Source organism: Burkholderia arboris, assembly GCF_038723655.1.
GTDB lineage: Bacteria > Pseudomonadota > Gammaproteobacteria > Burkholderiales > Burkholderiaceae > Burkholderia > Burkholderia arboris.
Genome location: NZ_CP109822.1, coordinates 1,436,376 through 1,456,387, shown reverse-complemented (window position 1 = coordinate 1,456,387; position 20,012 = coordinate 1,436,376). Strand labels below are relative to the sequence as shown.

The following is a 20,012-nucleotide window of genomic DNA, read 5'->3' as shown; positions in this document are numbered from 1 at the left end:
GGAATTCGAATGGGAAACGGAAGGCATCAGCCCTTCGGGAACGCCTGCATCGTCGCGGTCATCGCGCGCGTCAGCATCTGCGCATACATGTCGTGCACGAGGTAGAGGCTGCGGTTGCGCGTCCACGGCTGGCCCGACTGCGGGTCGTACGTCGTCGGCAGCGGCACCTCGGCAACCGCTGCCGCCTTCATGCCCGCCTGCTGCGACGTCTGGATGCAGCGCTTCGCGTGATCGCGATGGCCGACCACCGCGACGGTGCCCATCGCCGTCGCGCCGCCCGCGCGTGACACGGCCACGGCCGCGACGCCTGCCGTGCTCAGGTACACGATCGAGCCGTCGCTCGCGATCACCGGTTCGACCGACGACAGCACGTCGGCGCCCATCCCGTATTTCGACACGAGGAAACGCGCGATTTCCCACTGCGCATAGACCTTGACGGGCTTCAGCTGACGGATGCGGTACACGGCATCCGCGAGCGCTTCGTTCACGGGCCCCGGATCGGGCAGCGCCGACTGGTTGCCGCCGGTGCTCGACGTGTTGCCGCTCGCCGCGTTCGGACGGTTGCCGAAGCTGTATGCGACGATCGCGCCGATCTGCGCGGCCGGCACCGTCGGCAGGTCCCACGTGAAGCCGACGTCGGTCAGCGCCGGTACGATCGCGTTGACCGTCGCCGCATCGCCGAGCTGGGCGTTCAGTTTCGCGGACATTTGCGCGGCGAGCGCGCTGTCGGCGATCGGCGCCGGCGTGACGTCGTCGCCCCCGCATGCGCTCAGCAGTGACGAGGCCGCGACGGCTGGCGCGGCGGCGAGGAATTTTCTTCGGGACGAAGCCGGGGAATGCTGACTCATGAGCACGATACGCAATGATGCGAATGACGACCGTGCCTGAGGACAGGCAGGGTCAACGCAATTCGCAGGGGTCAAGGGGAAAGGCAATCGGGCAACCGCGCGCGAACCGGAATCGCGGCGCGCCACCGATCGACGAAGCGCGATCCTAGGCGGCGTTGGTTAAATTGCGGTGAAAGCGCCGGCTGAATCCGCTCGATCGCCGCGCCGTTTCGCCGGCGGACGATTTTGTTTCACATGCGGTGAGCGAACCGCCTGCCTGTTTCGCCGGTGGAGCGCTCGCGACAGGCACGGGGTTTCGATGTCGCGACACCCGCGCTACGATGGCGCAACACACGTCCCCACGATCCGGACCCGGAGCCCACCACGATGAAGCTCGGCCTGAACGAATCGCTCGCGCGCCTCGACGACGAAGGCACGCTGTTCACGACACTGTTTCGCCACGGCACGCTCGACGTCGAGCTGTACCGGCCGCGCGTCGAGGACCTGCAGACGCCGCACTCGCGCGACGAGGTCTACGTGATCGCGACCGGCACGTCGCGCTTCGTCGTCGACGGCCGCGAATGCGACGTCGCGGCCGGTGACACGCTATTCGTTCCCGCCTGCGCGGCGCATCGCTTCGTCGGCTTCTCCGACGATTTCTCGACCTGGGTGTTCTTCTACGGCCCGGAAGGCGGCGAGCGCACGTGACGCACGATGCGCGCGGCGCTTTTCCTGCGATCGCCTAGACTGTCTATTCGCAACGGGCGGCGCACGGCCGCCCGGTCGTCACGATGCCGGCAGCATCCGGTTCAACGAACAGGAAGACAGCATGCGATATGAACTCTATTACTGGCCCGAGATCCAGGGTCGCGGCGAGTACGTGCGGCTCGCGCTGGAGGCAGCCGAGGCCGACTATGTCGACGTCGCGCGCGAGTCGGGGCGCGGGATGGGCGTACCGGCAATGATGCGCATGATGAACAGCACGCAGGCCGAATGCGTGCCGTTCGCGCCGCCATTCCTGAAGGCCGGCGACCTGGTCGTCGGGCAAACGGCGAACATCCTGCTGTTTCTCGGCGCACGGCTCGGGCTCGCGCCCGACGACGAAGCCGGCCGCCTGTGGGTACACCAGCTCCAGTTGACCGTCGCCGACTTCGTCACCGAGATCCACGACACGCATCACCCGATCGCCAGCGGCCTGTACTACGAGGACCAGAAGGCGGAAGCGGCCGAGCGTGCGGCCGATTTCCTCGAGAACCGGCTACCGAAATTCCTCGGTTACTTCGATCGCGTGCTCGGACAGAATCCGCACAGGAGCGGCTATATCGCGGGCAGTGCGCTGAGCTATGCGGACCTGTCGATATTCCAGATCGTCGAGGGCCTGCGCTATGCGTTTCCGAAAGCGATGAAGCGCGCGGAGCGGAACATCCCGGCGCTCGTTGCGCTGCATGATCGCGTCGCGCAGCATCCGCCCGTCGCGCGCTATCTCGAATCGGAACGCCGCATCCCGTTCAACGACATGGGGATCTTCCGGCACTATCCGGAGTTGGACGCATAGCGGCGCGGCGAGCGCTCGGGCTTATGCGGCGACCGCTGTCTCGTGCAGATGACGCCACGCGATCAAGCCATCGGCCTCGCGCCGGAACATGGCCGTCGAGCGCCGCACCGTGCGCCGCCCTTCTCCGTCGGTTTGCGTCTCGCGATAGCCGATCGCCGCGCCGTCGGACCACACGGCAAGCGCGCGCAATTCGTCGATGCCGATCACCAGCCCGGGACGCGCGCCGTGCCCATGTGAAAACAGCGCATCGACGCCTGCGTAATCGAGCACCGTGCCCGACATCGTTATCATCGAAAATTCCGGTGAAAAGCGCGCCATCAGCGTCGCGAGCCGCTCGCGGCCCGCACGGCCGGACAGCCAGCATTCGATGTCGGCGACGGTATCGACGACTTCCTTGAAAAACGGATTCGGCAGATTCATACGGCTCTCAGGTTCTCAATAGTGGGATGAAACGGGTTGCGCGACCGGCGCGCGGTGCCCGGGCAGCCGGGCGATCAGGCCGAGCGGCAGCAACGTCAGCAGCGCCGCCAGCCCGAAGCACCACCGGTACGGCGCGAGCGGCGGGCCGCCCGCATCGAACGCCAGCAACGCGTTGAGCGCGCTGCCAAGCACGGCCACGCCGATGCAAAAGCTCAATTGGCGATTGATGTTCCACAGCGCACTCGCGTCGCCCATCCGCTCCGCCGGCACCCCGGTGAACGCCGCGCTTTGCGACGTGCTCGTGCACAGGCTCGCGCCGTACCCCATCGCGACGAACGCCACGATACGCACGGCTTCGACGCTCGCCCACGGCGTTGCGAGCAGCGCGATGCCGACACAATCGATCGCGATCCCGCACACGAACAGCGGCTTCGCGCCATGGCGAGGAAAACAGCGGCGTGTCGTCGCGATCGCGAAGAACGCCGCGATTGCCCACGGCAGCATCAGCGCGCCGGCATGCGCGGCGCTCAACCCGAGCGCGTTCTGCAGGTAGAGCGACGCGACGAGATTGACGCCCGTGAAGATGCCCGGCACGCACAGATAGACCGCGACACCAGTGCGCAGCAACGGTTGCGCGAGCAGGCTCAGGTCGAGCACCGGCGACGCGGCACGACGCGCATGCCACACGTAACCGGTACCGGCGGTCACCGCGATCGCCAGCATCGCAAGCGGAAAGGCCGCGCCGCCGGGCTGCCCCGCCGCGGTCAGCCCGAGCAGCAACGCGACGAGCGCCGCGGCGCTCAGGCCAAGCCCCGGCAGGTCCAGACGCGGCGGCCGCCCGTGCGCACCGGCGCGCGGCAGCCAGGCACACGCAAGCGCGCAGGTCGCGGCTGCAACCGGCACCATCACGAAGAAAATCGCGCGCCACGACCCGCGATCGACGATCGCACCGCCGATCGCGGGCGACAGTGCCGGCACGAGCAGCGCGACCATCATCACGATCGACGTGAGCCGAGCGTGCGCGTGCGGCGGATACGCTCGATAGGTCATCGTCTGTCCGACCGGAATCAGCAGCCCGCCGCCGAGCCCCTGGACCAGCCGCGATGCCAGCAGCGCTTCAATTGACGGTGCCGCGCCGACGGCGGCGCTGCCGAGCGCGAACAGCAGCAACGACGCGACGAATACGCGACACTCGCCGCAGCGGCGCGCCAGCCACGTGCCGAACGGAATCACGACGGTCAGGCCGAGCACGTACATGTTGCCGACCCACGCGAGCTGCGCGACCGACGCGTGCAGTTCGCGCTGCAGTGCCGGATAGGCGGCGTTCAGCATGAACATGTTCGCGAGATCGATCGCGAATCCGAGCAGGTAGACGACGGCAATTCTGGAACGGTCTGGCATGGTGCGGCCGGGACATCACGAAACGCCGCAGTGTAGAAGCCGGCAACCGCATCCGTAAGCGGCCGGATTCGACCAGTCCGGTCGAAAAATTTTGACAATCGGCGCGCGCCCGGGCAGCCCGATGCATGACGCTCCGCACGCGACCGCACATTCGGGTACCCTTCGAGCGATCCCACGCACAGACAGGACCCACGACTCGACATGGTGAGCCTCGATCGTTTCGTCGTGTTCCGTGCCGTCGTCGAAGCCGGCTCGTTCACGGCCGCCGCGACTGCACTGAACCAGGCCCGCGCGGCCGTCAGCTTCAACATCAAGCAGCTCGAGGCGGAGCTCGGCGTCACGCTGCTCACGCGGACGACCCGGCGCGTCGAGCTGACCGATGCCGGCGAGCGCTTCTACCAGCGCTGCCTGCGCGTGCTCGACGAAGCCGAAGGCGCGATCGACGACGCGCGCGGCGAACATGGCGGGATGGAAGGCATCCTGCGCGTGACGTCGACGGTCGAATATGCGGCACGCGTACTCGCACCGGCGCTGCATGCGTTTACCGCGCGTCATCCCGCGTTGCGCGTGCGGCTCGACACGCATACGTCGCAGGCCGATCTCGTGCGCGACCGCTTCGACGTCGCGATCCGGCTCGGACGCCACGAGCATTTTCGCGACCTCCCCTATCGCGGCATCTGTCTCGCCACCTACGACGTGCTTCCCGTGATGGCGCCCGGGCTGCCTGCGCGGGCCGGCGTGCCGCAACCGGCATCGCCTGACGATCTGGCGCGCCTGCCGCAGCTCGGGCACAGCCGGCTCGAGCGGATCGCCGAATGGGCACTCACCGACCGCGCAGGCCGCGAGCATGCATTCCGGCCTCGCACGAAGCCCCACATCGTCGTCGACAACGCATCGGTCTTGCGTGAACTCGCGCGGCAAGGCAGTGGCGTCGCGCTGCTGCCCGAATGGCTCGTACACGACGATCTCGAAAGCGGTGCACTGGTCGACGCGCTGCCCGCGTACCGGTTTCCGCAACAGAACGTCTATGCGCTGTACGTCGCGACACGGCACGTGCCGCAGAAAGTGCGCGCGTGGGTCGATTTCATGAAGGCGCAGTTGAAGCCCGCGCGCTGAGCGCGCCATTCGCGCGTCGCCGCCCGGGGGCCTGAAGCAATGCCGGCCGCGCAATGCGGCCGGCTCCCGTTACAGCGCTGTCACCCGCGGGCAGTCAGTGCGGCTGCCCGTGCTGCCCGGCCGCTGCGTCGACGGCCTCGACCGAGCGCGTCAGCCACGGCCCGATGTCCATCTCCTCATAGCGCACGAGCCGGCTCTTGCGCACGCGGCGATACGCCCACCAGATCGCGACGAACAGCGGAATCCACACGTAGATCGACAGCACCTCCATCCAGTCGACGCGGGCCGCGAAGAACGCCTGGTAATCCTGGCCGAGCGAAATCACGATGCAGATCGCGATCGCGAACAGCGGCCCGAACGGGAACCACTTCGCGCGGTACGGCAGCTGGTCGAGCCGGTAGCCCTGCTTCAGGAAGCCCTTGCGGAACCGGTAATGGCAGACCGCGATCCCGAGCCACGCGATGAATCCCGTGATGCCGACCGTATTCAGCAGCCACAGATAGATACTCTGATTGTTGGTCAGCGACGTGAGGAAGCACAGCCCGCCGACCGCCATCGTCGCGTACAGCGCGTTGCGCGGCACGCCGCCCGGCGACAGCGTCGCGAACATCGCCGGCGCGCGCCCTTCCGCTGCGAGGTTGTACAGCATCCGCGTCGCCGCATAGGTGCCGGAATTGCCGGCCGACAGCACGGCCGTCAGGATCACCAGGTTCATCGCACCGGCGGCAAGCGGGAAGCCCGCGTGGCTGAACACCAGCGTGAACGGGCTCACGCCGATGTCGGTCACGTCGCTCTTCAGCAGGTTCGGGTCGGTGTACGGCACGAGCAGGCCGATCACGAAGATCGCGAGCACGTAGAACAGCATGATCCGCCAGAAGATCTGCTTCACCGCGCGCGGGATCGTCTTGCGCGGGTTTTCCGATTCGCCGGCCGTGATCCCGACCAGCTCGGTGCCGAGGAACGAGAAGCCCGCGATCAGCGCGACGCTCATCATCGCGTGCACGCCGCCGACGAACGGCGCGTCGCCCGTCGTGAAGTTGCGCCAGCCGACCGGATGCCCGGTGCCGAGCACGCCGGCCGCGATCAGCAGCCCGGCCGCGATGAACGCGATCACGGTGACGACCTTGATCAGCGAGAACCAGTATTCCGATTCACCAAAGCCGCGCACCGACAGCGTATTGAGCAGGAAGATCAGCACGAGAAAGCCCGCGCCCCACCACACGCCCGGCACCGACGGAAACCAGTAGCGCATCACGATCTGTGCGGCGACCAGTTCGATCGCGATCGTCACGGCCCAGCTGTACCAGTAGGTCCAGCCAAGCGCGACGCCGAAGCCTTCGTCGACGTACTTCTCGCCGTAGATCGCGAACGAGCCCGACACCGGCATCAGCGCCGCCATCTCGCCGAGCCCGGTGACGACGAAGTAGACCATGATCCCGATCGCGAGATACGCGGCGATCGCACCGCCCGGCCCCGCCTGCGCGACCGACGCGCCCGACGCGACGAACAGCCCCGTGCCGATCGAGCCGCCGATCGCGATCATCGCGATGTGGCGGCCCTGCAGACGGCGCTTGAGCGCCGTCCCGGACGGCGCGGCCGTCTCCGCTGCCGCTTGCATAGCATCCATAGTGTTCACCCTGATTGGATCCGGGTCAGCCGATTCGATTCGGAATGCAAATCGATTGCCCGGGTCATTCGCCTCGAAACCGGCCCTGTCCGGCCGGTTGTCTCACACGACGCTGCGCTTGATTGCCTGCAGTTCGGCCGTCGTCACGATCTTCTCGATCCGGAATCGCGGGCTTTCCAGCCACACGTTCGCGATGCGCCGGTACTCGTCGAGATCCTCGCACGCGAGCCGCACCAGAAAATCGAACGTGCCGCTGACGAGCCAGCAATCGAGCACGGCCGGATTCGCGCGCATTTCGTCCTCGAACGGCGCCTGCGAACGCCCGTGGTCGGCCAGCACGATCTGCGCGATCACGACGATCGGCTTGGTCGCGCGCGGCGCCTTGATCACCGCGCGGTAGCCTTCGATCACGCCGAGCGCCTCGAGCCGCTCCACGCGCGCCTGGCAGGGCCGCGGCGTGAGGTTCACGCGCTCCGACAGCTTCCGGTAGGAAATCCGCCCGTCGGTACGCAGGATGTCGAGGATCCGGAGATCGATCTTGTCGAGCTGCATCTTCTTGTCGGTCATCCGCGTTCGCTCCGGTCGGATCGTGGCTGGTGCGCGGAACGTCTCCATTTCCGCGCGGGGGCCACATTATCCGGCCGAAGCGGCCGCGCGCCAATCGGCTAGAACCGCAGCGACAGGCAGGTCAGGCCGCCGTCCATCTTGCGGAACTCGCTCGTATCGATCACGTGCAGCGGCAACCCGAGCGGCGCGATCGCGTCATGGACGCGCGGATAACCGGCCGGCGTGATCAGCGTGCCGTTCACGCGCAGCGTGTTGCCCGCGTATTCGTCGGCAGCGGAGATCGCGATCCGGCGATAGTCGGCGAATGCCGGATGCGCGGCCAGCGCCTCGGTCACGAGCAGCGTGTCGTCGCCGAGCGCGTTGACGACCGACTTCAGGTGCAGGCCGGCGCCGACCGGCACCGCGACGACCGAGTAGCCGTAGCGTGACACCAGCGCGTCGAACGCGGCGATGCCTTCGGCATCGGTGCGGCCCGTCAGGCCGATGAAGAAGCGCTTGCCGACCAGCATCACGTCGCCGCCGTCGAGACGGCCGTCCTGCATCGGCAGCAGGTCGCGGTGCGCGGCGAGCGCCGCTTCGATATGCACCGTCTCGCCGCGCCGTGCAGGTGCGCCGGGGCGCGTGATCACCGCGAATTCAGGCGTCACGACCGCAACGTCCTCGACGAAATGCGAATCGGGGAATCCGTCCAGCGGCGGCAGCTCGGTCAGCTCGACGCCGAGTGCGCGCAGCGCGTCGCAATACGCGTGGAACTGCGTGAGCGTCTTGTCGTAGTCGGGCGCGCCGAGTTCGGCGGTGGTCAGGCCCGCGCCGCAGGACGGTGCGGGACGGCGAACGATCGCTTGCGTGAATTGCATCGACTCCTCCATGGTCTGCGCCGCACCCGTGCGGCGCACGGGCCAGCGGCGTTGTGTCCGGACCATTATCGGAAGCCAAATTGCGCAATTCGTGTCGATTTCGGCTGCGCTGACAGCCGATTGCGTCGAATTGCGCACGGCACGCAGCGGATTCGGCAGACGGCCGTTCATCGCATCGCGAACGGCCGTCTGCGCAGTGGGCGGGGCCGTTACGCGCCCGGCCCGAACCCCATCTGCGAGCGCCCGGGCGCCGTCAGGTCGCCCTCCTCGCCACGCCCGTCGAATTCGACCTCGAAATGATCGGCCGGGAAATCGGGCGGGCTCTCGCCGCGCAGGAACGCGGATCGCTGGCGCTGCAGGTACGCCGCGTTCTTCGCACAGCCCGGTGCGGCCGCGATGTACATCACGTTGCTGTCGCCGCTGCCGCGGTGCGCATCCTCGACCGCATGCACGACGTCGCCGTGCCAGAACACCGCGTCGCCCGGTTCCATGTGCGGGATCGGCACCAGCGCGTCGAGCAGCAGCGCGTGCCATTCGGGCCGGATCGACAGCGCGCGGCCGGGACGCGCGCCGCACAGGTCGTCGTCGGCGACATCGTCCTGCAGCGCGCGCAGCACGACGTACGCCATCGCGTTCGCGACCGGGATCAACTGCAGCGTGCCGTCGCCGGGCCCCTGCGGCGTCAGCGCGGTCCAGCCCTGGAACGTGCGGAACATCGAACACACGGCCGGCGACGGAATCTCCTCGACGTCAGCGCGGAACGCCGCATCGAACGGATCGTAGTCGCGCCAGCGGCCGGCCAGCACGTGACGGTAGACCTGCCGGAAGTTCGCACCGAGCCAGCGCTCGACGGAGCCGCCGTCGACGTGCGGCGACAGCCCGAGCGACGTCGAACCGGGCGGCCGGCGGCGGATCCGGTCCGCATAGGCAGGCACCTGGTCGGGATCGAAATGCGTGTGCGTGGCGTCCGCATGCCGCCACAAACGGTTCAGGAACACACGCGCCTGCGTCAGTGCCGGCGACTGGCGCGCGGCCACCTGCGGCTTCGACCAGTAAACGCCGTAGATCTGCGGCTTGCCCGATGCGAGATTGCCGAAATAGCGGTCTTCCGCACGCGCATTCAACCGGTCGGCAAAGCGGTTCGCGTCCAGATACGCGCCAATCTCGTCGTTCCAGTCGTCCGCCTGCCGTACATCGAACACGCCGCGAATCACGACCGCGCCATGCGTACGGATCGCGGCAATCGCGCGCGGATCGACCGTCCCGCCCGCGATATCCGCGAACGGCACGACCGGAATCACGTCTCGGCCGTGCGCCTGCGCGCGGCGGATCGCGTCGACCTGCCGCGCGATGTCGCCCGCCAGTTCGCGGAACGTGGCCGCATAACCGGGCAGGTCGGCGCGCAGCGCCCGTTTCGCCGTCCGGATCGCGGCGGGCAGATCGTCGATCGTCAGTTGCATCGTGGTCTCCTCGCTGAAGCGTGTCGTGATGTGCTGTCAGCGTAAGGCCGGCACATGGCCGCCATTGCCACTATCCGGTCAACTATCGATACAATTCTGACAACCGCGCGTTACGCCGGACGATGACAGACCACGCAAAGCTTGTTGCCGTCCGGATCGCGGAAATAGGCGCCGTAGTAGTCGCGGTGATAGTCCGGCCGCAGGCCCGGCGGCCCTTCGCAGGTGCCGCCATGCCGCAGCGCGAGCGCGTGGCAGCGGTCGACGTGCGCACGGGTCGGCGCAGCGAACGCGATCGTATGGCCATTGCCCGGTTCGGGCGCGCGGCCGTCGAGCGGTTTGCCGAAGAAGAACAGCGGCCGGTCGGCATCGGCCGGCATCCAGCCCGACCACCCGTCCGGCTCGCGGAATTTCAGGCGCAGCCCGAGTGCCGCGAACAGCGGTGCGTAGAAATCGTAGGCGCGCGTCGTATCGCTGACGCCCACGCAGACATGTGAAAACATGGCATCGCTCCGTGGTAACGATCGCGCTCACGATCATGCCACGACACGCTGCCCACCCCCATCGGAGGCCGCGATGAAACCGCAGTACGAGCACGTGACGTTCGCGCCCGGCTGTTCGATCCGCGTCTATCACCGCCAGCTCGCGCGCATCCCGTTCGAATGGCACCGCCACCCCGAGTACGAACTGACGCTGACGCTCAACAGCCGCGGCCAGCGCTTCATCGGCGATCACGTCGCGCGCTACGCGGACGACGATCTCGTGCTCGTGCCGCCCAACCTGCCGCATACGTGGTCGTCGAACGCACGGATCGATCGCGAGGCGCCCGAAGTCGCGCTCGTCGTCTGGTTCGACGGCGACTGGGTGCGGCGGCTGGCCGATTGCTGCCCCGAATACGCGCCGCTGCGCTCGCTGCTGCGACGCGCGGCGCCGGGCCTGCGTTTCGACGTGGCAGCCGCCCGCGCGATGCGTGCGCGGCTGCCGCAATTGCTCGATCCATTACCGCGCGCACGGCTCGCAGCTGCGCTCGATACACTCGCCGATCTCGCGGAAGCCGGCGGCGAGCCGCTCGCCACCGCGCAGGCGTATGACCGGCCTGACGGCACGAGACCTTCCGTCGATACGGCCGCGCCCGAAGCCGAACGCCTCGACCGCGTGCTCGACGCGATCGACCGGCGCTTTCACGAACCGCTGCGCATCGACGCGCTCGCCGCTGCCGCGCACATGTCCGAACGCACGCTGCAGCGCCTGTTCGTCCGGCACCTCGGTGAAAGCGTCGGCCGCTACGTGCAGCGGTTGCGGCTCGCGCACGCGTGCCGCCACCTGGTTGGCACCGACTGGCCGATCGCGACAGTGGCCGCGCGCTGCGGCATTCCGAATGCCGCGAACTTCAACCGCCAGTTCCTCGCCGCACGCGGGATGACGCCGGGTGCGTACCGGCAGTTCTTCGAGCAGCACGGCCACGCCCCCGACGACGACGCGCCGTCACTCGACACACGTCCGCCATCGCTGGAGCGCCGCGCCGATCCGTCGCGCAAATGAAAACACCCCGACGGGATGACCCGTCGGGGTGTCGTGGCGTTGCGTTTCGCCCGACGCGAGCGGCCTGCCGGCCGTTCGCGCCGCACACGACTTAACGTGCGCTGATCGGCTTCGCTTCGCGCGGCGAATCGCCGATGAACAGCTGGCGCGGACGGCCGATCTTCTGTTCCGGATCGGCAATCATTTCGTTCCACTGTGCGATCCAGCCGACCGTACGTGCCATCGCGAAGATACACGTGAACATCGACGTCGGGATGCCCAGCGCGCGCTGGACGATGCCCGAGTAGAAGTCGACGTTCGGGTACAGCTTGCGCGACACGAAGTATTCGTCTTCCAGCGCGATCTTCTCGAGCTGCATCGCGAGCTTGAACAGCGGGTCGTCGTGCAGGCCCAGTTCGTTCAGCACTTCGTAGCACGTTTCGCGCATCAGCTTCGCACGCGGATCGTAGTTCTTGTACACGCGGTGGCCGAAGCCCATCAGCTTCACGCCCGAATTCTTGTCCTTCACCTGCTTGATGAATTCGGGGATGTTGTCCGGCGAACCGATCTGCTCGAGCATGTTCAGCGCGGCTTCGTTCGCACCACCGTGCGCCGGGCCCCACAGACACGCGATACCGGCAGCGATACACGCGAACGGGTTCGCGCCCGACGAGCCGGCCAGACGGACGGTCGACGTCGATGCGTTCTGCTCGTGGTCGGCGTGCAGGATCAGGATGCGGTCGAGTGCGCGGACGAGCACGTCGTTGACCTTGTACTCTTCGCACGGGTTCGAGAACATCATGTGCATGAAGTTCGCGCTGTACGACAGCGAGTTCTTCGGATACACGAACGGCTGGCCGATGCTGTACTTGTACGCCATCGCGACGAGCGTCGGCAGCTTCGCGATCATGCGGATCGCCGACACTTCACGGTGACGCGGATCGTTGATGTCGAGCGAGTCGTGGTAGAACGCGGACAGCGCGCCGACTGCGGCGACCAAGATCGCCATCGGGTGCGCGTCGCGGCGGAAGCCACGGAAGAAGAAGTGCATCTGCTCGTGCACCATCGTGTGCTTCGTGACGGTGTCGACGAATTCCTTCTTCTGCGCTGCGTTCGGCAGTTCACCCTTCAGCAGCAGGTAGCAGCTTTCGAGGAAGTCCGCGTTTTGCGCGAGGTTGTCGATCGGGTAACCGCGGTACAGCAGCTCGCCCTTGTCGCCGTCGATGTACGTGATCGCCGAATTACAAGCCGCCGTCGACATGAAGCCCGGGTCATACGTGAACTTGCCGGTCTGGCCGTACAGCTTGCGGATGTCGATTACGTCCGGGCCCATCGTGCCCTTGTAGATCGGCAGTTCGACGCTCGGCGAGTTGTCGCTGAACGATAGCGTGGCTTTAACATCAGACGGAGTCATGGCACATCCTCAATCGAAATAAAGAAACGGGATTCGATAACGGGCACAGCGTGTCACACCTTGGCGTTACACGTTGCGCAGCATCTCCAACAGCCGGTGAATGTCCGGGCTGTCTAGGTCGCCTTCTGGTTCCTTGCGCGCGAGGAGCAAGTCCATCAGGTCGTTGTCGCTCAGATCGAGCAGGCGCGACAACGCGCCTACGTCTGCATCGGTGAGGTCATGCTCGTATCTGCTGAAGAAACGCTCGAAGATGATGTCGTTTTCCAGCAGACCCCGCCGCGCGCGCCAGCGGAGGCGCGCGCGACGGTGCGGGTCGGATTGATGCGAATCGTCGCTCATTGCCCCGGCCTTAAACCGCGCGGCGGACCATCAGTTCCTTGATCTTGCCGATCGCCTTCGTCGGGTTCAGGCCCTTCGGGCAAACGTCGACGCAGTTCATGATCGTGTGGCAACGGAACAGACGGTACGGGTCTTCCAGGTTGTCGAGACGCTCGCCGGTGGCGGTGTCGCGGCTGTCCGCGATGAAGCGGTAAGCCTGCAGCAGGCCGGCCGGGCCGACGAACTTGTCCGGGTTCCACCAGAAGCTCGGGCACGACGTCGAGCAGCTCGCACACAGAATGCACTCGTACACGCCGTCGAGCTCGTCGCGCTCTTCCGGCGACTGGAGGCGTTCCTTCTCCGGCGGCGGCGCGTCGTTGATCAGGTACGGCTTGATCGAGTGGTACTGGTTGAAGAAGTGCGTCATGTCGACGATCAGGTCGCGCACGACGGGCAGGCCCGGCAGCGGACGCAGCACGATCTTCTGCGGCAGGTCGTTCAGGTTCGTCAGACACGCGAGACCGTTCTTGCCGTTGATGTTCATCGCGTCCGAACCGCACACGCCTTCACGGCACGAACGGCGGAACGACAGCGTCTCGTCCAGTGCCTTCAGCTTCACCAGTGCGTCGAGCAGCATGCGCTCATGCTGGATGTCGAGCTCGTACGTCTGCATGCGCGGCGCTGCGTCCTTGTCCGGATCGTAGCGGTAGACTTCAAAAATGCGTTTTGCCATTTCGGATTCCTTTGACTCGGCTTAGAACGTGCGCGGCTTCGGCGGCACGGATTCGACCGTCAGCGGCTTCATTTGAACCGGCTTGTAGTCGAGGCGATCGCCTTCGCTGTACCACAGCGTGTGGCGCAGCCAGTTTTCGTCGTCGCGATGTTCGTAGTCGCTGTGTGCGTGCGCGCCGCGGCTTTCCTTGCGCGCTTCCGCCGACACCATCGTGGCGCGGGCCACTTCGATCAGGTTCTCCAGCTCGAGCGCTTCGACGCGCGCGGTGTTGAACACCTTCGACTTGTCCTTCAGGTGGATGTTTTCCACGCGCGCAGCCAGGCCGGCCATCTGATCGACGCCTTCCTTCAGCAGCGCCGACGTGCGGAACACGCCTGCGTGTTTCTGCATCGTCGCGCGGATGTCGTTCGCGACATCCTGCGTGTACTCACCCGACGTCGACTTGTCGAGCTTCGCGAGGCGCGCCAGCGAGAATTCGCCTGCATCGGCCGGCAGCGGCTTGTGTTCCTTCTGGTTCTTCACGTGCTCGACGATGTGGTTGCCGGCCGCGCGGCCGAACACCACGAGGTCCAGCAGCGAGTTCGTGCCGAGGCGGTTCGCGCCGTGCACGGACACGCACGAGCACTCGCCCACTGCGTAGAAGCCGTTGACCGGTTCCTTGTGATCGCGCGACGTGCCGACGACCTGACCGTGGATGTTGGTCGGGATGCCGCCCATCTGGTAGTGGATCGTCGGGACGACCGGGATCGGTTCCTTGATCGCGTCGACGTTCGCGAACTTCAGCGCGATTTCGCGGATCGACGGCAGACGCTTCATGATCGTCTCGGCGCCGATGTGCGACAGGTCGAGCAGCACGTGATCCTTGTTCGGACCGACGCCGCGACCTTCCTTGATTTCCTGGTCCATCGAACGCGACACGAAGTCACGCGGCGCCAGATCCTTCAGCGTCGGCGCGTAGCGCTCCATGAAACGCTCGCCGTTCGCGTTGCGCAGGATACCGCCTTCGCCGCGCACGCCTTCGGTGATCAGCACGCCCGCGCCGGCCACGCCGGTCGGGTGGAACTGCCAGAACTCCATGTCCTGCAGCGCGATGCCCGAACGCGCAGCCATGCCGAGGCCGTCGCCGGTGTTGATGAACGCGTTGGTCGACGCCGCGAAGATCCGGCCTGCGCCGCCCGTCGCGAACAGCGTCGTCTTGCCTTCCATGATGTAGACGTCACCCGTCTCCATCTCGAGGGCCGTCACGCCGAGCACGTCGCCATCCGCGTCGCGGATCAGGTCGAGCGCCATCCATTCGACGAAGAACTGCGTCTTCGCTTCGACGTTCTGCTGGTACAGCGTGTGCAGCAGCGCGTGACCGGTACGGTCGGCGGCCGCGCAAGCGCGCTGGACCGGCTTCTCGCCGTAGTTCGCGGTGTGGCCGCCGAACGGGCGCTGGTAGATCGTGCCGTCCGCGTTACGGTCGAACGGCATGCCGAAGTGCTCGAGTTCGTACACGACGTTCGGCGCTTCACGGCACATGAATTCGATCGCGTCCTGGTCGCCGAGCCAGTCGGAGCCCTTGATCGTGTCGTAGAAGTGGAAGTGCCAGTTGTCTTCGCTCATGTTGCCGAGCGATGCACCGATACCGCCCTGCGCGGCCACCGTGTGCGAACGCGTCGGGAACACCTTCGACAGCACGCCGACCGACAGGCCCGCGCGCGACAGTTGCAGCGCTGCGCGCAAGCCGGAGCCGCCCGCGCCGACGATCACCACGTCGAACTTGCGGCGCGGGAGATTAGATTTGATTGCAGCCATTCTTTACACTCTCCAGAGAATCTGCGCGGCGTAGCCCGCACATGCGAGCAGCCAGACGATGGTCAGCGATTGCAGCAGCAGGCGCACACCGACGGGCTTCACGTAGTCCATCCAGATGTCTCGCACGCCGACCCATGCGTGGTAGAAGAGGGAAAGCAGCATCACGAAGGTGGCAAGCTTCATCCATTGCGCGGCGAAGATCGATGCCCAGCCTTCGTACGAGAAATCGTGCGCGCCGAAGAACAGGACGAGCAGAATGACCGTGTAGACCGCCATGATCGTGGCGGTGATGCGTTGCGCAAGCCAGTCGCGCAGGCCGTAGTGAGCGCCGACGACGAGGCGCTTCGAGCCGATTCGGTTATTGGCTGCCATTTTCTTAGAATGCTCCGAACAGTTTGAGTGCCATGGCGATCGTCAGGGCGATCGAGACGACAAAGACGACGACTGCCGTCCGCTTGCCGCCTTCCTTCGTGACGGCGTCGTGGTTGACGTCCATCAGCAGGTGGCGAATGCCGGCGCAGAAATGGTGGAAGAAGGCCCACGACAGTGCGAGGACGATCAGCTTGACGATGATGTTGGAGAGGAAAGCCTTGAAGACTTCGAAGCTGAGCTCGGACGTCAGGCTCTGGTCGAAGAGGAACAGCAGGAACGGCAGGAACAAGAACAGCAGCGCGCCGCTGACTCGATGGAGAATCGACAATATCGCTGCCAGCGGCATGCGATATTTCATCGTGATATCGCCGAATCCGATGTTCCGGTATTCCGGCCTCGGCTTTCTTACTGCATCAGTCATGCTAGACCCCTACTATGTTGTCACACTAATCCGCGATTTTAGCGCCTTTTTATATCGCGCTGCAGCGAAAGTCTGCTCTGGATAGTTGCGCGAACAAGAACAAAGGCGGCCCGAAACGTGCTTCGCGAGCGTGGGAATCGCGAAACACTCGGCTTGAGCCGAAACAACGTCAACTCAAGTCATTCTGATAGTAATACCCGGTTGTGACATACCAGCCGCGACGCACTTCCACCGGCCGGTCTCCGTATGTATAGGACACGCGCTCGACGGACAGCAACGGAAAACCCGCAGGCACATGCAGCAGGTCGGCCACCGACGGCTCGGCCGCGACCGCGCGGATCTTCTCCGTCGCGCGGATCATCCGCGTGCCGAACTCCGTCTCGAACATGGCGTAGAGCGGCCCCTTGTACTCGCTCAGCCGCTCGAACGTGAGCCCGCGGAACATCGCGCCCGGCAGCCAGATCTCGTCCAGCACCGTCACCTCGTTCTCGAACTCCAGCAGGCGGCGCACCTGGACGACCGGATCGGCCGGCTTCAGGTCGAGCTGCCGCGCGATCTCGGCCGGCGCACGCAGGCGGCGGCATTCGAGCAGGCGGCTCACGTGCGGATGCTCGGCACCGTCGTCGGCCAGCAGACGCAGGAAGCGGAACTGCGCGCGATCCTCGTTGTGCGTTGCAACAAAAGTGCCCTTGCCCTGCCGCCGGACCACGAGGTTTTCGGCGGCCAGTTCGTCGATCGCCTTGCGAACGGTGCCCTGGCTGACCTTGTAGCGGGCCGCGAGCTCCACTTCGCTGGGGATGATCTCGCCCGGCTTCCATTCACCGGTTTCGAGACTTTGCGTGATCAATGACTTAATCTGCTGGTATAACGGGCTGAACGTCGGCGACGGCGGCGCCGCAGGCGATGGTGCGGGATCGCCCGCGCCCGGCTGCCCTGGGCTGCCTGCGCCGGTCTGATTCGCGGTATTCGCCTGGTTCGATGTCATGGCGCGCATTTCATCACAAACCGCACTTTTTCGTCCACTCAATTTCCGCAAAACATCTGTCTTATATAAGACATATGATACCGTTTGACTTTGCGCGTGACGGCTCCTACACTCCGGGTCGAGCAAGGGTTCGCGGGTGCAACAGCGCGTCCCCGGCTACGTGCCACGGCCGTCTCCAGGTTCACCGCGTCTGCCATCGCGAGTCCTCCGCCCTGCTTCAATGCAACGCTACGCACAACGCGCATAGAATGGCGTTTTCGCTAGCGTCCAACGCTTCACCCGTCCTGGAGATTTTCAATGGCTAAGCCCGCAAAGCGCGTTGCCGTCACCGGCGCCGCAGGTCAAATCGCTTACTCCCTGCTGTTCCGCATCGCGAACGGCGACCTGCTCGGCAAGGACCAGCCGGTCATCCTGCAACTGCTCGACCTCCCGCAAGCCCAAGGTGCCGTCAAAGGCGTCGTGATGGAACTCGACGATTGCGCGTTCCCGCTGCTCGCGGGCGTCGTGATCACAGACGATCCCAAGGTCGCATTCAAGGATGCAGACGTCGCGCTGCTGGTCGGTGCACGTCCGCGCTCGAAGGGCATGGAGCGCAAGGACCTGCTGTCGGCAAACGCTGAAATCTTCACGGTTCAGGGCGCTGCGCTGAACGAAGTCGCCAGCCGCGACGTGAAGGTGCTGGTCGTCGGCAACCCGGCGAACACCAACGCCTACATCGCAATGAAGTCGGCACCGGATCTGCCGAAGAAGAACTTCACGGCCATGCTGCGCCTCGACCACAACCGCGCGCTGTCGCAGCTCGCCGCCAAGTCGGGCAAGCCGGTCGCATCGATCGAAAAGCTCGCCGTGTGGGGCAACCACTCGCCGACGATGTACCCGGACTTCCGCTTCGCGACCGCCGAAGGCGAATCGCTGCTGAAGCTGATCAACGACGACGTGTGGAACCGCGACACGTTCATCCCGACCGTCGGCAAGCGCGGCGCGGCGATCATCGAAGCGCGCGGCCTGTCGTCGGCAGCGTCGGCAGCGAACGCGGCGATCGACCACGTCCGTGACTGGGTGCTCGGCACGAACGGCAAGTGGGTCACGATGGGCATCCCGTCGGACGGCTCGTACGGCATCCCCGAAGACATCATCTACGGTGTGCCGGTCGTGTGCGAAAACGGCGAGTACAAGCGCATCGAAGGCCTGGAAATCGACGCGTTCTCGCGCGAGAAGATGGACGGCACGCTGGCCGAGCTGCTCGAAGAGCGCGATGGCGTCGCCCACCTGCTGAAGAACTAAGCATCACCCGCATGACCGGGCGGCCCTCGGGCCACCCGGTTTCGGTCCGGGCCGGCCTGTCGCCGGCCTTGCCGAACGATCCGATTCGCGCACGTTTTGCCGCCCCGCGCCCGCCGCGTACCGGCCCAGAACCTGCCCGAATCCGATTTTCTCCACGCTGACACGCTCCCCTGACGTCGAAGAGATGGCCGCGCTCACTCCTGCACAAGTGCTGTACGACGGGGCGTCCCCGCCCGCGATCCTGCCCTGCTGCGATCATTACGCGGGCAGCGAAAAGCTGATGCGCAAATCGCTCGCGCTACAGGCCGAGCTGGGTCCCGTATTCGACATCACGTTCGACTGCGAGGACGGCGCCGCCGTCGGCCAGGAAGCCGCGCACGCGGCGCTCGTCGCCGACCTGCTCGGCAGCGACGAGAACCGCTTCGGCCGCGTCGGCGTCCGGATCCACGACTTTTCCCACCCGCACTGGCGCGACGATGTCCGCATCGTGCTGCGCGCCGCACGCGCACCGGCCTACATCACGCTCCCGAAGATCGCGAACGCCGCCGATGCCGCGGAAATGACCGCGTTCATCGAAGGTGCGCGCCGCGAGCTCGGTATCGCGCAGCCGATTCCGGTCGACGTGCTGGTCGAGACGCATGGCGCGCTGGCGCAAGCCGCGGCCCTCGCCGCGCTGCCGACGGTCGGCACGCTGAGCTTCGGGCTGATGGATTTCGTCTCCGCGCACCATGGCGCGATTCCCGATTCCGCGATGCGCTCGCCCGGCCAGTTCGAACACCCGCTCGTGCGCCGCGCGAAGCTGGAAATCGCCGCGGCCTGCCACGCGCACGGCAAGACGCCGTCGCACAACGTGACGACCGAAGTGCGCGACATGCGCGTCGTGGCCGGCGATGCACGCCGCGCGCGCGACGAATTCGCGTTCACGCGGATGTGGAGCATCCATCCCGCGCAGATCCGCCCGATCGTCGACGCATTCGCGCCGCGCACCGACGAAGTCGCGCTGGCCGCCGAGATCCTGCTGGCCGCGCAGGCCGCCGACTGGGGCCCGACGCGCCACGGTGATACGCTGCACGATCGCGCGAGTTATCGCTATTACTGGTCGGTGCTGCGCCGTGCGCGGGCCACCGGCCAGCCCGTACCGGCCGAGGCCGCGCCGCTGTTCGGCCCGGCCGCCGCAGGCCCCGCGCCGTAAGTGCGCGCCGCCCGCCGATACACGAGTTTCATGCATTCACCGGGGCGCAAACCGGTCAGAGGTTTGCGAAACGACAAAAAACGTAACGGAGCCCGAAAACCTGAAATATGCGCGGCCAAATAGGTGAAAATAGCGGCCGCTGCGCGCT

General features: G+C 66.0%; 21 protein-coding genes. 6 read left to right on the top strand and 15 right to left on the bottom strand.

Going from position 1 to position 20,012, the window contains the following annotated elements:
* Window positions 1-26: 26 nt before the first annotated feature.
* Window positions 27-848 carry a hypothetical protein gene (locus tag OHZ10_RS23905; protein WP_059237245.1) on the bottom strand — a complete coding sequence of 274 codons (822 nt, stop codon included), beginning with the start codon at window positions 846-848 and terminating at the stop codon, window positions 27-29.
* 366 nt (window positions 849-1,214) lie between these two features.
* Between OHZ10_RS23905 and OHZ10_RS23900 the strand changes: the two genes are divergently transcribed.
* The gene (locus tag OHZ10_RS23900) at window positions 1,215-1,535 is read left to right on the top strand and encodes a cupin domain-containing protein (protein ID WP_342705905.1); all 321 of its coding nucleotides are present in this window, start codon (window positions 1,215-1,217) and stop codon (window positions 1,533-1,535) included.
* Between the two features lie 121 nt (window positions 1,536-1,656).
* Window positions 1,657-2,382 carry a glutathione S-transferase family protein gene (locus tag OHZ10_RS23895; protein ID WP_256086588.1) on the top strand — a complete coding sequence of 242 codons (726 nt, stop codon included), beginning with the start codon at window positions 1,657-1,659 and terminating at the stop codon, window positions 2,380-2,382.
* Window positions 2,383-2,403: 21 nt separating this feature from the next.
* On the opposite strand, the gene OHZ10_RS23890 is transcribed toward OHZ10_RS23895, so the two are convergent.
* Together OHZ10_RS23890 and OHZ10_RS23885 are read right to left on the bottom strand one after the other, a co-directional pair.
* The gene (locus OHZ10_RS23890) at window positions 2,404-2,802 is read right to left on the bottom strand and encodes a hypothetical protein (protein WP_059237248.1); all 399 of its coding nucleotides are present in this window, start codon (window positions 2,800-2,802) and stop codon (window positions 2,404-2,406) included.
* A gap of 15 nt (window positions 2,803-2,817) precedes the next feature.
* Entirely contained in the window at window positions 2,818-4,203 is a 1,386-nt protein-coding gene (locus tag OHZ10_RS23885; RefSeq protein ID WP_059237249.1) for an MFS transporter, read from the bottom strand.
* Between the two features lie 201 nt (window positions 4,204-4,404).
* On the opposite strand from OHZ10_RS23885, the gene OHZ10_RS23880 reads away from it, so the two are divergent.
* The gene (locus OHZ10_RS23880; protein ID WP_059237250.1) at window positions 4,405-5,319 is read left to right on the top strand and encodes a LysR family transcriptional regulator; all 915 of its coding nucleotides are present in this window, start codon (window positions 4,405-4,407) and stop codon (window positions 5,317-5,319) included.
* Between the two features lie 94 nt (window positions 5,320-5,413).
* Here the strand turns inward: OHZ10_RS23880 and OHZ10_RS23875 are convergent, their stop codons facing one another.
* From OHZ10_RS23875 to OHZ10_RS23855, 5 genes are all read right to left on the bottom strand, one after another.
* Window positions 5,414-6,946: an amino acid permease gene (locus tag OHZ10_RS23875; RefSeq protein WP_342705904.1), complete on the bottom strand. Its 1,533-nt coding sequence runs from the start codon at window positions 6,944-6,946 to the stop codon at window positions 5,414-5,416.
* 102 nt (window positions 6,947-7,048) lie between these two features.
* Window positions 7,049-7,513 carry an Lrp/AsnC family transcriptional regulator gene (locus tag OHZ10_RS23870; protein ID WP_049028515.1) on the bottom strand — a complete coding sequence of 155 codons (465 nt, stop codon included), beginning with the start codon at window positions 7,511-7,513 and terminating at the stop codon, window positions 7,049-7,051.
* Window positions 7,514-7,611: 98 nt separating this feature from the next.
* A complete protein-coding gene (locus tag OHZ10_RS23865; RefSeq protein WP_059240762.1) occupies window positions 7,612-8,370 on the bottom strand; it encodes a dimethylarginine dimethylaminohydrolase family protein in 759 nt (252 codons plus the stop codon).
* Between the two features lie 209 nt (window positions 8,371-8,579).
* Window positions 8,580-9,830, bottom strand: coding sequence for a DUF1479 domain-containing protein (locus OHZ10_RS23860; RefSeq protein ID WP_342705903.1), 1,251 nt, complete (start codon window positions 9,828-9,830; stop codon window positions 8,580-8,582).
* Window positions 9,831-9,940: 110 nt separating this feature from the next.
* Entirely contained in the window at window positions 9,941-10,330 is a 390-nt protein-coding gene (locus OHZ10_RS23855) for a VOC family protein (RefSeq protein ID WP_256086593.1), read from the bottom strand.
* Window positions 10,331-10,403: 73 nt separating this feature from the next.
* Here OHZ10_RS23855 and OHZ10_RS23850 point away from each other — a divergent pair, with 73 nt between their 5' ends.
* Window positions 10,404-11,369 (top strand): AraC family transcriptional regulator, encoded by a 966-nt coding sequence (locus OHZ10_RS23850; RefSeq protein ID WP_340625160.1) that lies wholly within the window; start codon window positions 10,404-10,406, stop codon window positions 11,367-11,369.
* A 91-nt stretch (window positions 11,370-11,460) separates the two neighbouring features.
* On the opposite strand, the gene gltA is transcribed toward OHZ10_RS23850, so the two are convergent.
* The 7 genes from gltA to OHZ10_RS23815 all read right to left on the bottom strand — a co-directional run bounded on the left by gltA (window position 11,461) and on the right by OHZ10_RS23815 (window position 17,397).
* Complete coding sequence (gltA, locus tag OHZ10_RS23845) at window positions 11,461-12,762, bottom strand: citrate synthase (protein ID WP_048250513.1); 1,302 nt, start codon at window positions 12,760-12,762, stop codon at window positions 11,461-11,463.
* A gap of 66 nt (window positions 12,763-12,828) precedes the next feature.
* Window positions 12,829-13,101 (bottom strand): succinate dehydrogenase assembly factor 2, encoded by a 273-nt coding sequence (locus OHZ10_RS23840; protein ID WP_011355742.1) that lies wholly within the window; start codon window positions 13,099-13,101, stop codon window positions 12,829-12,831.
* Window positions 13,102-13,111: 10 nt separating this feature from the next.
* Entirely contained in the window at window positions 13,112-13,813 is a 702-nt protein-coding gene (locus OHZ10_RS23835; protein WP_059237255.1) for a succinate dehydrogenase iron-sulfur subunit, read from the bottom strand.
* A gap of 21 nt (window positions 13,814-13,834) precedes the next feature.
* Window positions 13,835-15,610, bottom strand: a complete 1,776-nt coding sequence (sdhA, locus tag OHZ10_RS23830; RefSeq protein WP_059237256.1) for a succinate dehydrogenase flavoprotein subunit — start codon at window positions 15,608-15,610, stop codon at window positions 13,835-13,837.
* Window positions 15,611-15,613: 3 nt separating this feature from the next.
* Complete coding sequence (gene sdhD, locus OHZ10_RS23825) at window positions 15,614-15,982, bottom strand: succinate dehydrogenase, hydrophobic membrane anchor protein (protein ID WP_011355745.1); 369 nt, start codon at window positions 15,980-15,982, stop codon at window positions 15,614-15,616.
* Between the two features lie 4 nt (window positions 15,983-15,986).
* Window positions 15,987-16,403 carry a succinate dehydrogenase, cytochrome b556 subunit gene (sdhC, locus tag OHZ10_RS23820; protein ID WP_034185792.1) on the bottom strand — a complete coding sequence of 139 codons (417 nt, stop codon included), beginning with the start codon at window positions 16,401-16,403 and terminating at the stop codon, window positions 15,987-15,989.
* 169 nt (window positions 16,404-16,572) lie between these two features.
* Window positions 16,573-17,397: a GntR family transcriptional regulator gene (locus OHZ10_RS23815; RefSeq protein ID WP_081051930.1), complete on the bottom strand. Its 825-nt coding sequence runs from the start codon at window positions 17,395-17,397 to the stop codon at window positions 16,573-16,575.
* A 288-nt stretch (window positions 17,398-17,685) separates the two neighbouring features.
* Here OHZ10_RS23815 and OHZ10_RS23810 point away from each other — a divergent pair, with 288 nt between their 5' ends.
* On the top strand, window positions 17,686-18,672 hold the full coding sequence (locus OHZ10_RS23810) for a malate dehydrogenase (protein ID WP_059237257.1): 987 nt from the start codon (window positions 17,686-17,688) through the stop codon (window positions 18,670-18,672).
* Between the two features lie 184 nt (window positions 18,673-18,856).
* Entirely contained in the window at window positions 18,857-19,864 is a 1,008-nt protein-coding gene (locus OHZ10_RS23805; RefSeq protein WP_174992734.1) for an HpcH/HpaI aldolase/citrate lyase family protein, read from the top strand.
* The last annotated feature ends 148 nt before the right edge of the window (window positions 19,865-20,012 follow it).

Excerpts from the sequence above, each read along its gene's own strand:
- gltA (WP_048250513.1), bottom strand. The coding sequence starts at position 12,762 with ATGACTCCGTCTGATGTTAAAGCCACGCTATCGTTCAGCGACAACTCG.
- OHZ10_RS23835 (WP_059237255.1), bottom strand. The coding sequence starts at position 13,813 with ATGGCAAAACGCATTTTTGAAGTCTACCGCTACGATCCGGACAAGGAC.
- OHZ10_RS23895 (WP_256086588.1), top strand. The coding sequence starts at position 1,657 with ATGCGATATGAACTCTATTACTGGCCCGAGATCCAGGGTCGCGGCGAG.
- sdhC (WP_034185792.1), bottom strand. The coding sequence starts at position 16,403 with ATGACTGATGCAGTAAGAAAGCCGAGGCCGGAATACCGGAACATCGGA.
- OHZ10_RS23890 (WP_059237248.1), bottom strand. The coding sequence starts at position 2,802 with ATGAATCTGCCGAATCCGTTTTTCAAGGAAGTCGTCGATACCGTCGCC.
- OHZ10_RS23885 (WP_059237249.1), bottom strand. The coding sequence starts at position 4,203 with ATGCCAGACCGTTCCAGAATTGCCGTCGTCTACCTGCTCGGATTCGCG.
- OHZ10_RS23865 (WP_059240762.1), bottom strand. The coding sequence starts at position 8,370 with ATGCAATTCACGCAAGCGATCGTTCGCCGTCCCGCACCGTCCTGCGGC.
- OHZ10_RS23870 (WP_049028515.1), bottom strand. The coding sequence starts at position 7,513 with ATGACCGACAAGAAGATGCAGCTCGACAAGATCGATCTCCGGATCCTC.
- OHZ10_RS23840 (WP_011355742.1), bottom strand. The coding sequence starts at position 13,101 with ATGAGCGACGATTCGCATCAATCCGACCCGCACCGTCGCGCGCGCCTC.
- OHZ10_RS23810 (WP_059237257.1), top strand. The coding sequence starts at position 17,686 with ATGGCTAAGCCCGCAAAGCGCGTTGCCGTCACCGGCGCCGCAGGTCAA.
- OHZ10_RS23905 (WP_059237245.1), bottom strand. The coding sequence starts at position 848 with ATGAGTCAGCATTCCCCGGCTTCGTCCCGAAGAAAATTCCTCGCCGCC.
- OHZ10_RS23875 (WP_342705904.1), bottom strand. The coding sequence starts at position 6,946 with ATGGATGCTATGCAAGCGGCAGCGGAGACGGCCGCGCCGTCCGGGACG.
- OHZ10_RS23860 (WP_342705903.1), bottom strand. The coding sequence starts at position 9,830 with ATGCAACTGACGATCGACGATCTGCCCGCCGCGATCCGGACGGCGAAA.
- OHZ10_RS23805 (WP_174992734.1), top strand. The coding sequence starts at position 18,857 with ATGGCCGCGCTCACTCCTGCACAAGTGCTGTACGACGGGGCGTCCCCG.
- OHZ10_RS23855 (WP_256086593.1), bottom strand. The coding sequence starts at position 10,330 with ATGTTTTCACATGTCTGCGTGGGCGTCAGCGATACGACGCGCGCCTAC.
- OHZ10_RS23900 (WP_342705905.1), top strand. The coding sequence starts at position 1,215 with ATGAAGCTCGGCCTGAACGAATCGCTCGCGCGCCTCGACGACGAAGGC.
- OHZ10_RS23815 (WP_081051930.1), bottom strand. The coding sequence starts at position 17,397 with ATGCGCGCCATGACATCGAACCAGGCGAATACCGCGAATCAGACCGGC.
- sdhD (WP_011355745.1), bottom strand. The coding sequence starts at position 15,982 with ATGGCAGCCAATAACCGAATCGGCTCGAAGCGCCTCGTCGTCGGCGCT.
- OHZ10_RS23880 (WP_059237250.1), top strand. The coding sequence starts at position 4,405 with ATGGTGAGCCTCGATCGTTTCGTCGTGTTCCGTGCCGTCGTCGAAGCC.
- OHZ10_RS23850 (WP_340625160.1), top strand. The coding sequence starts at position 10,404 with ATGAAACCGCAGTACGAGCACGTGACGTTCGCGCCCGGCTGTTCGATC.
- sdhA (WP_059237256.1), bottom strand. The coding sequence starts at position 15,610 with ATGGCTGCAATCAAATCTAATCTCCCGCGCCGCAAGTTCGACGTGGTG.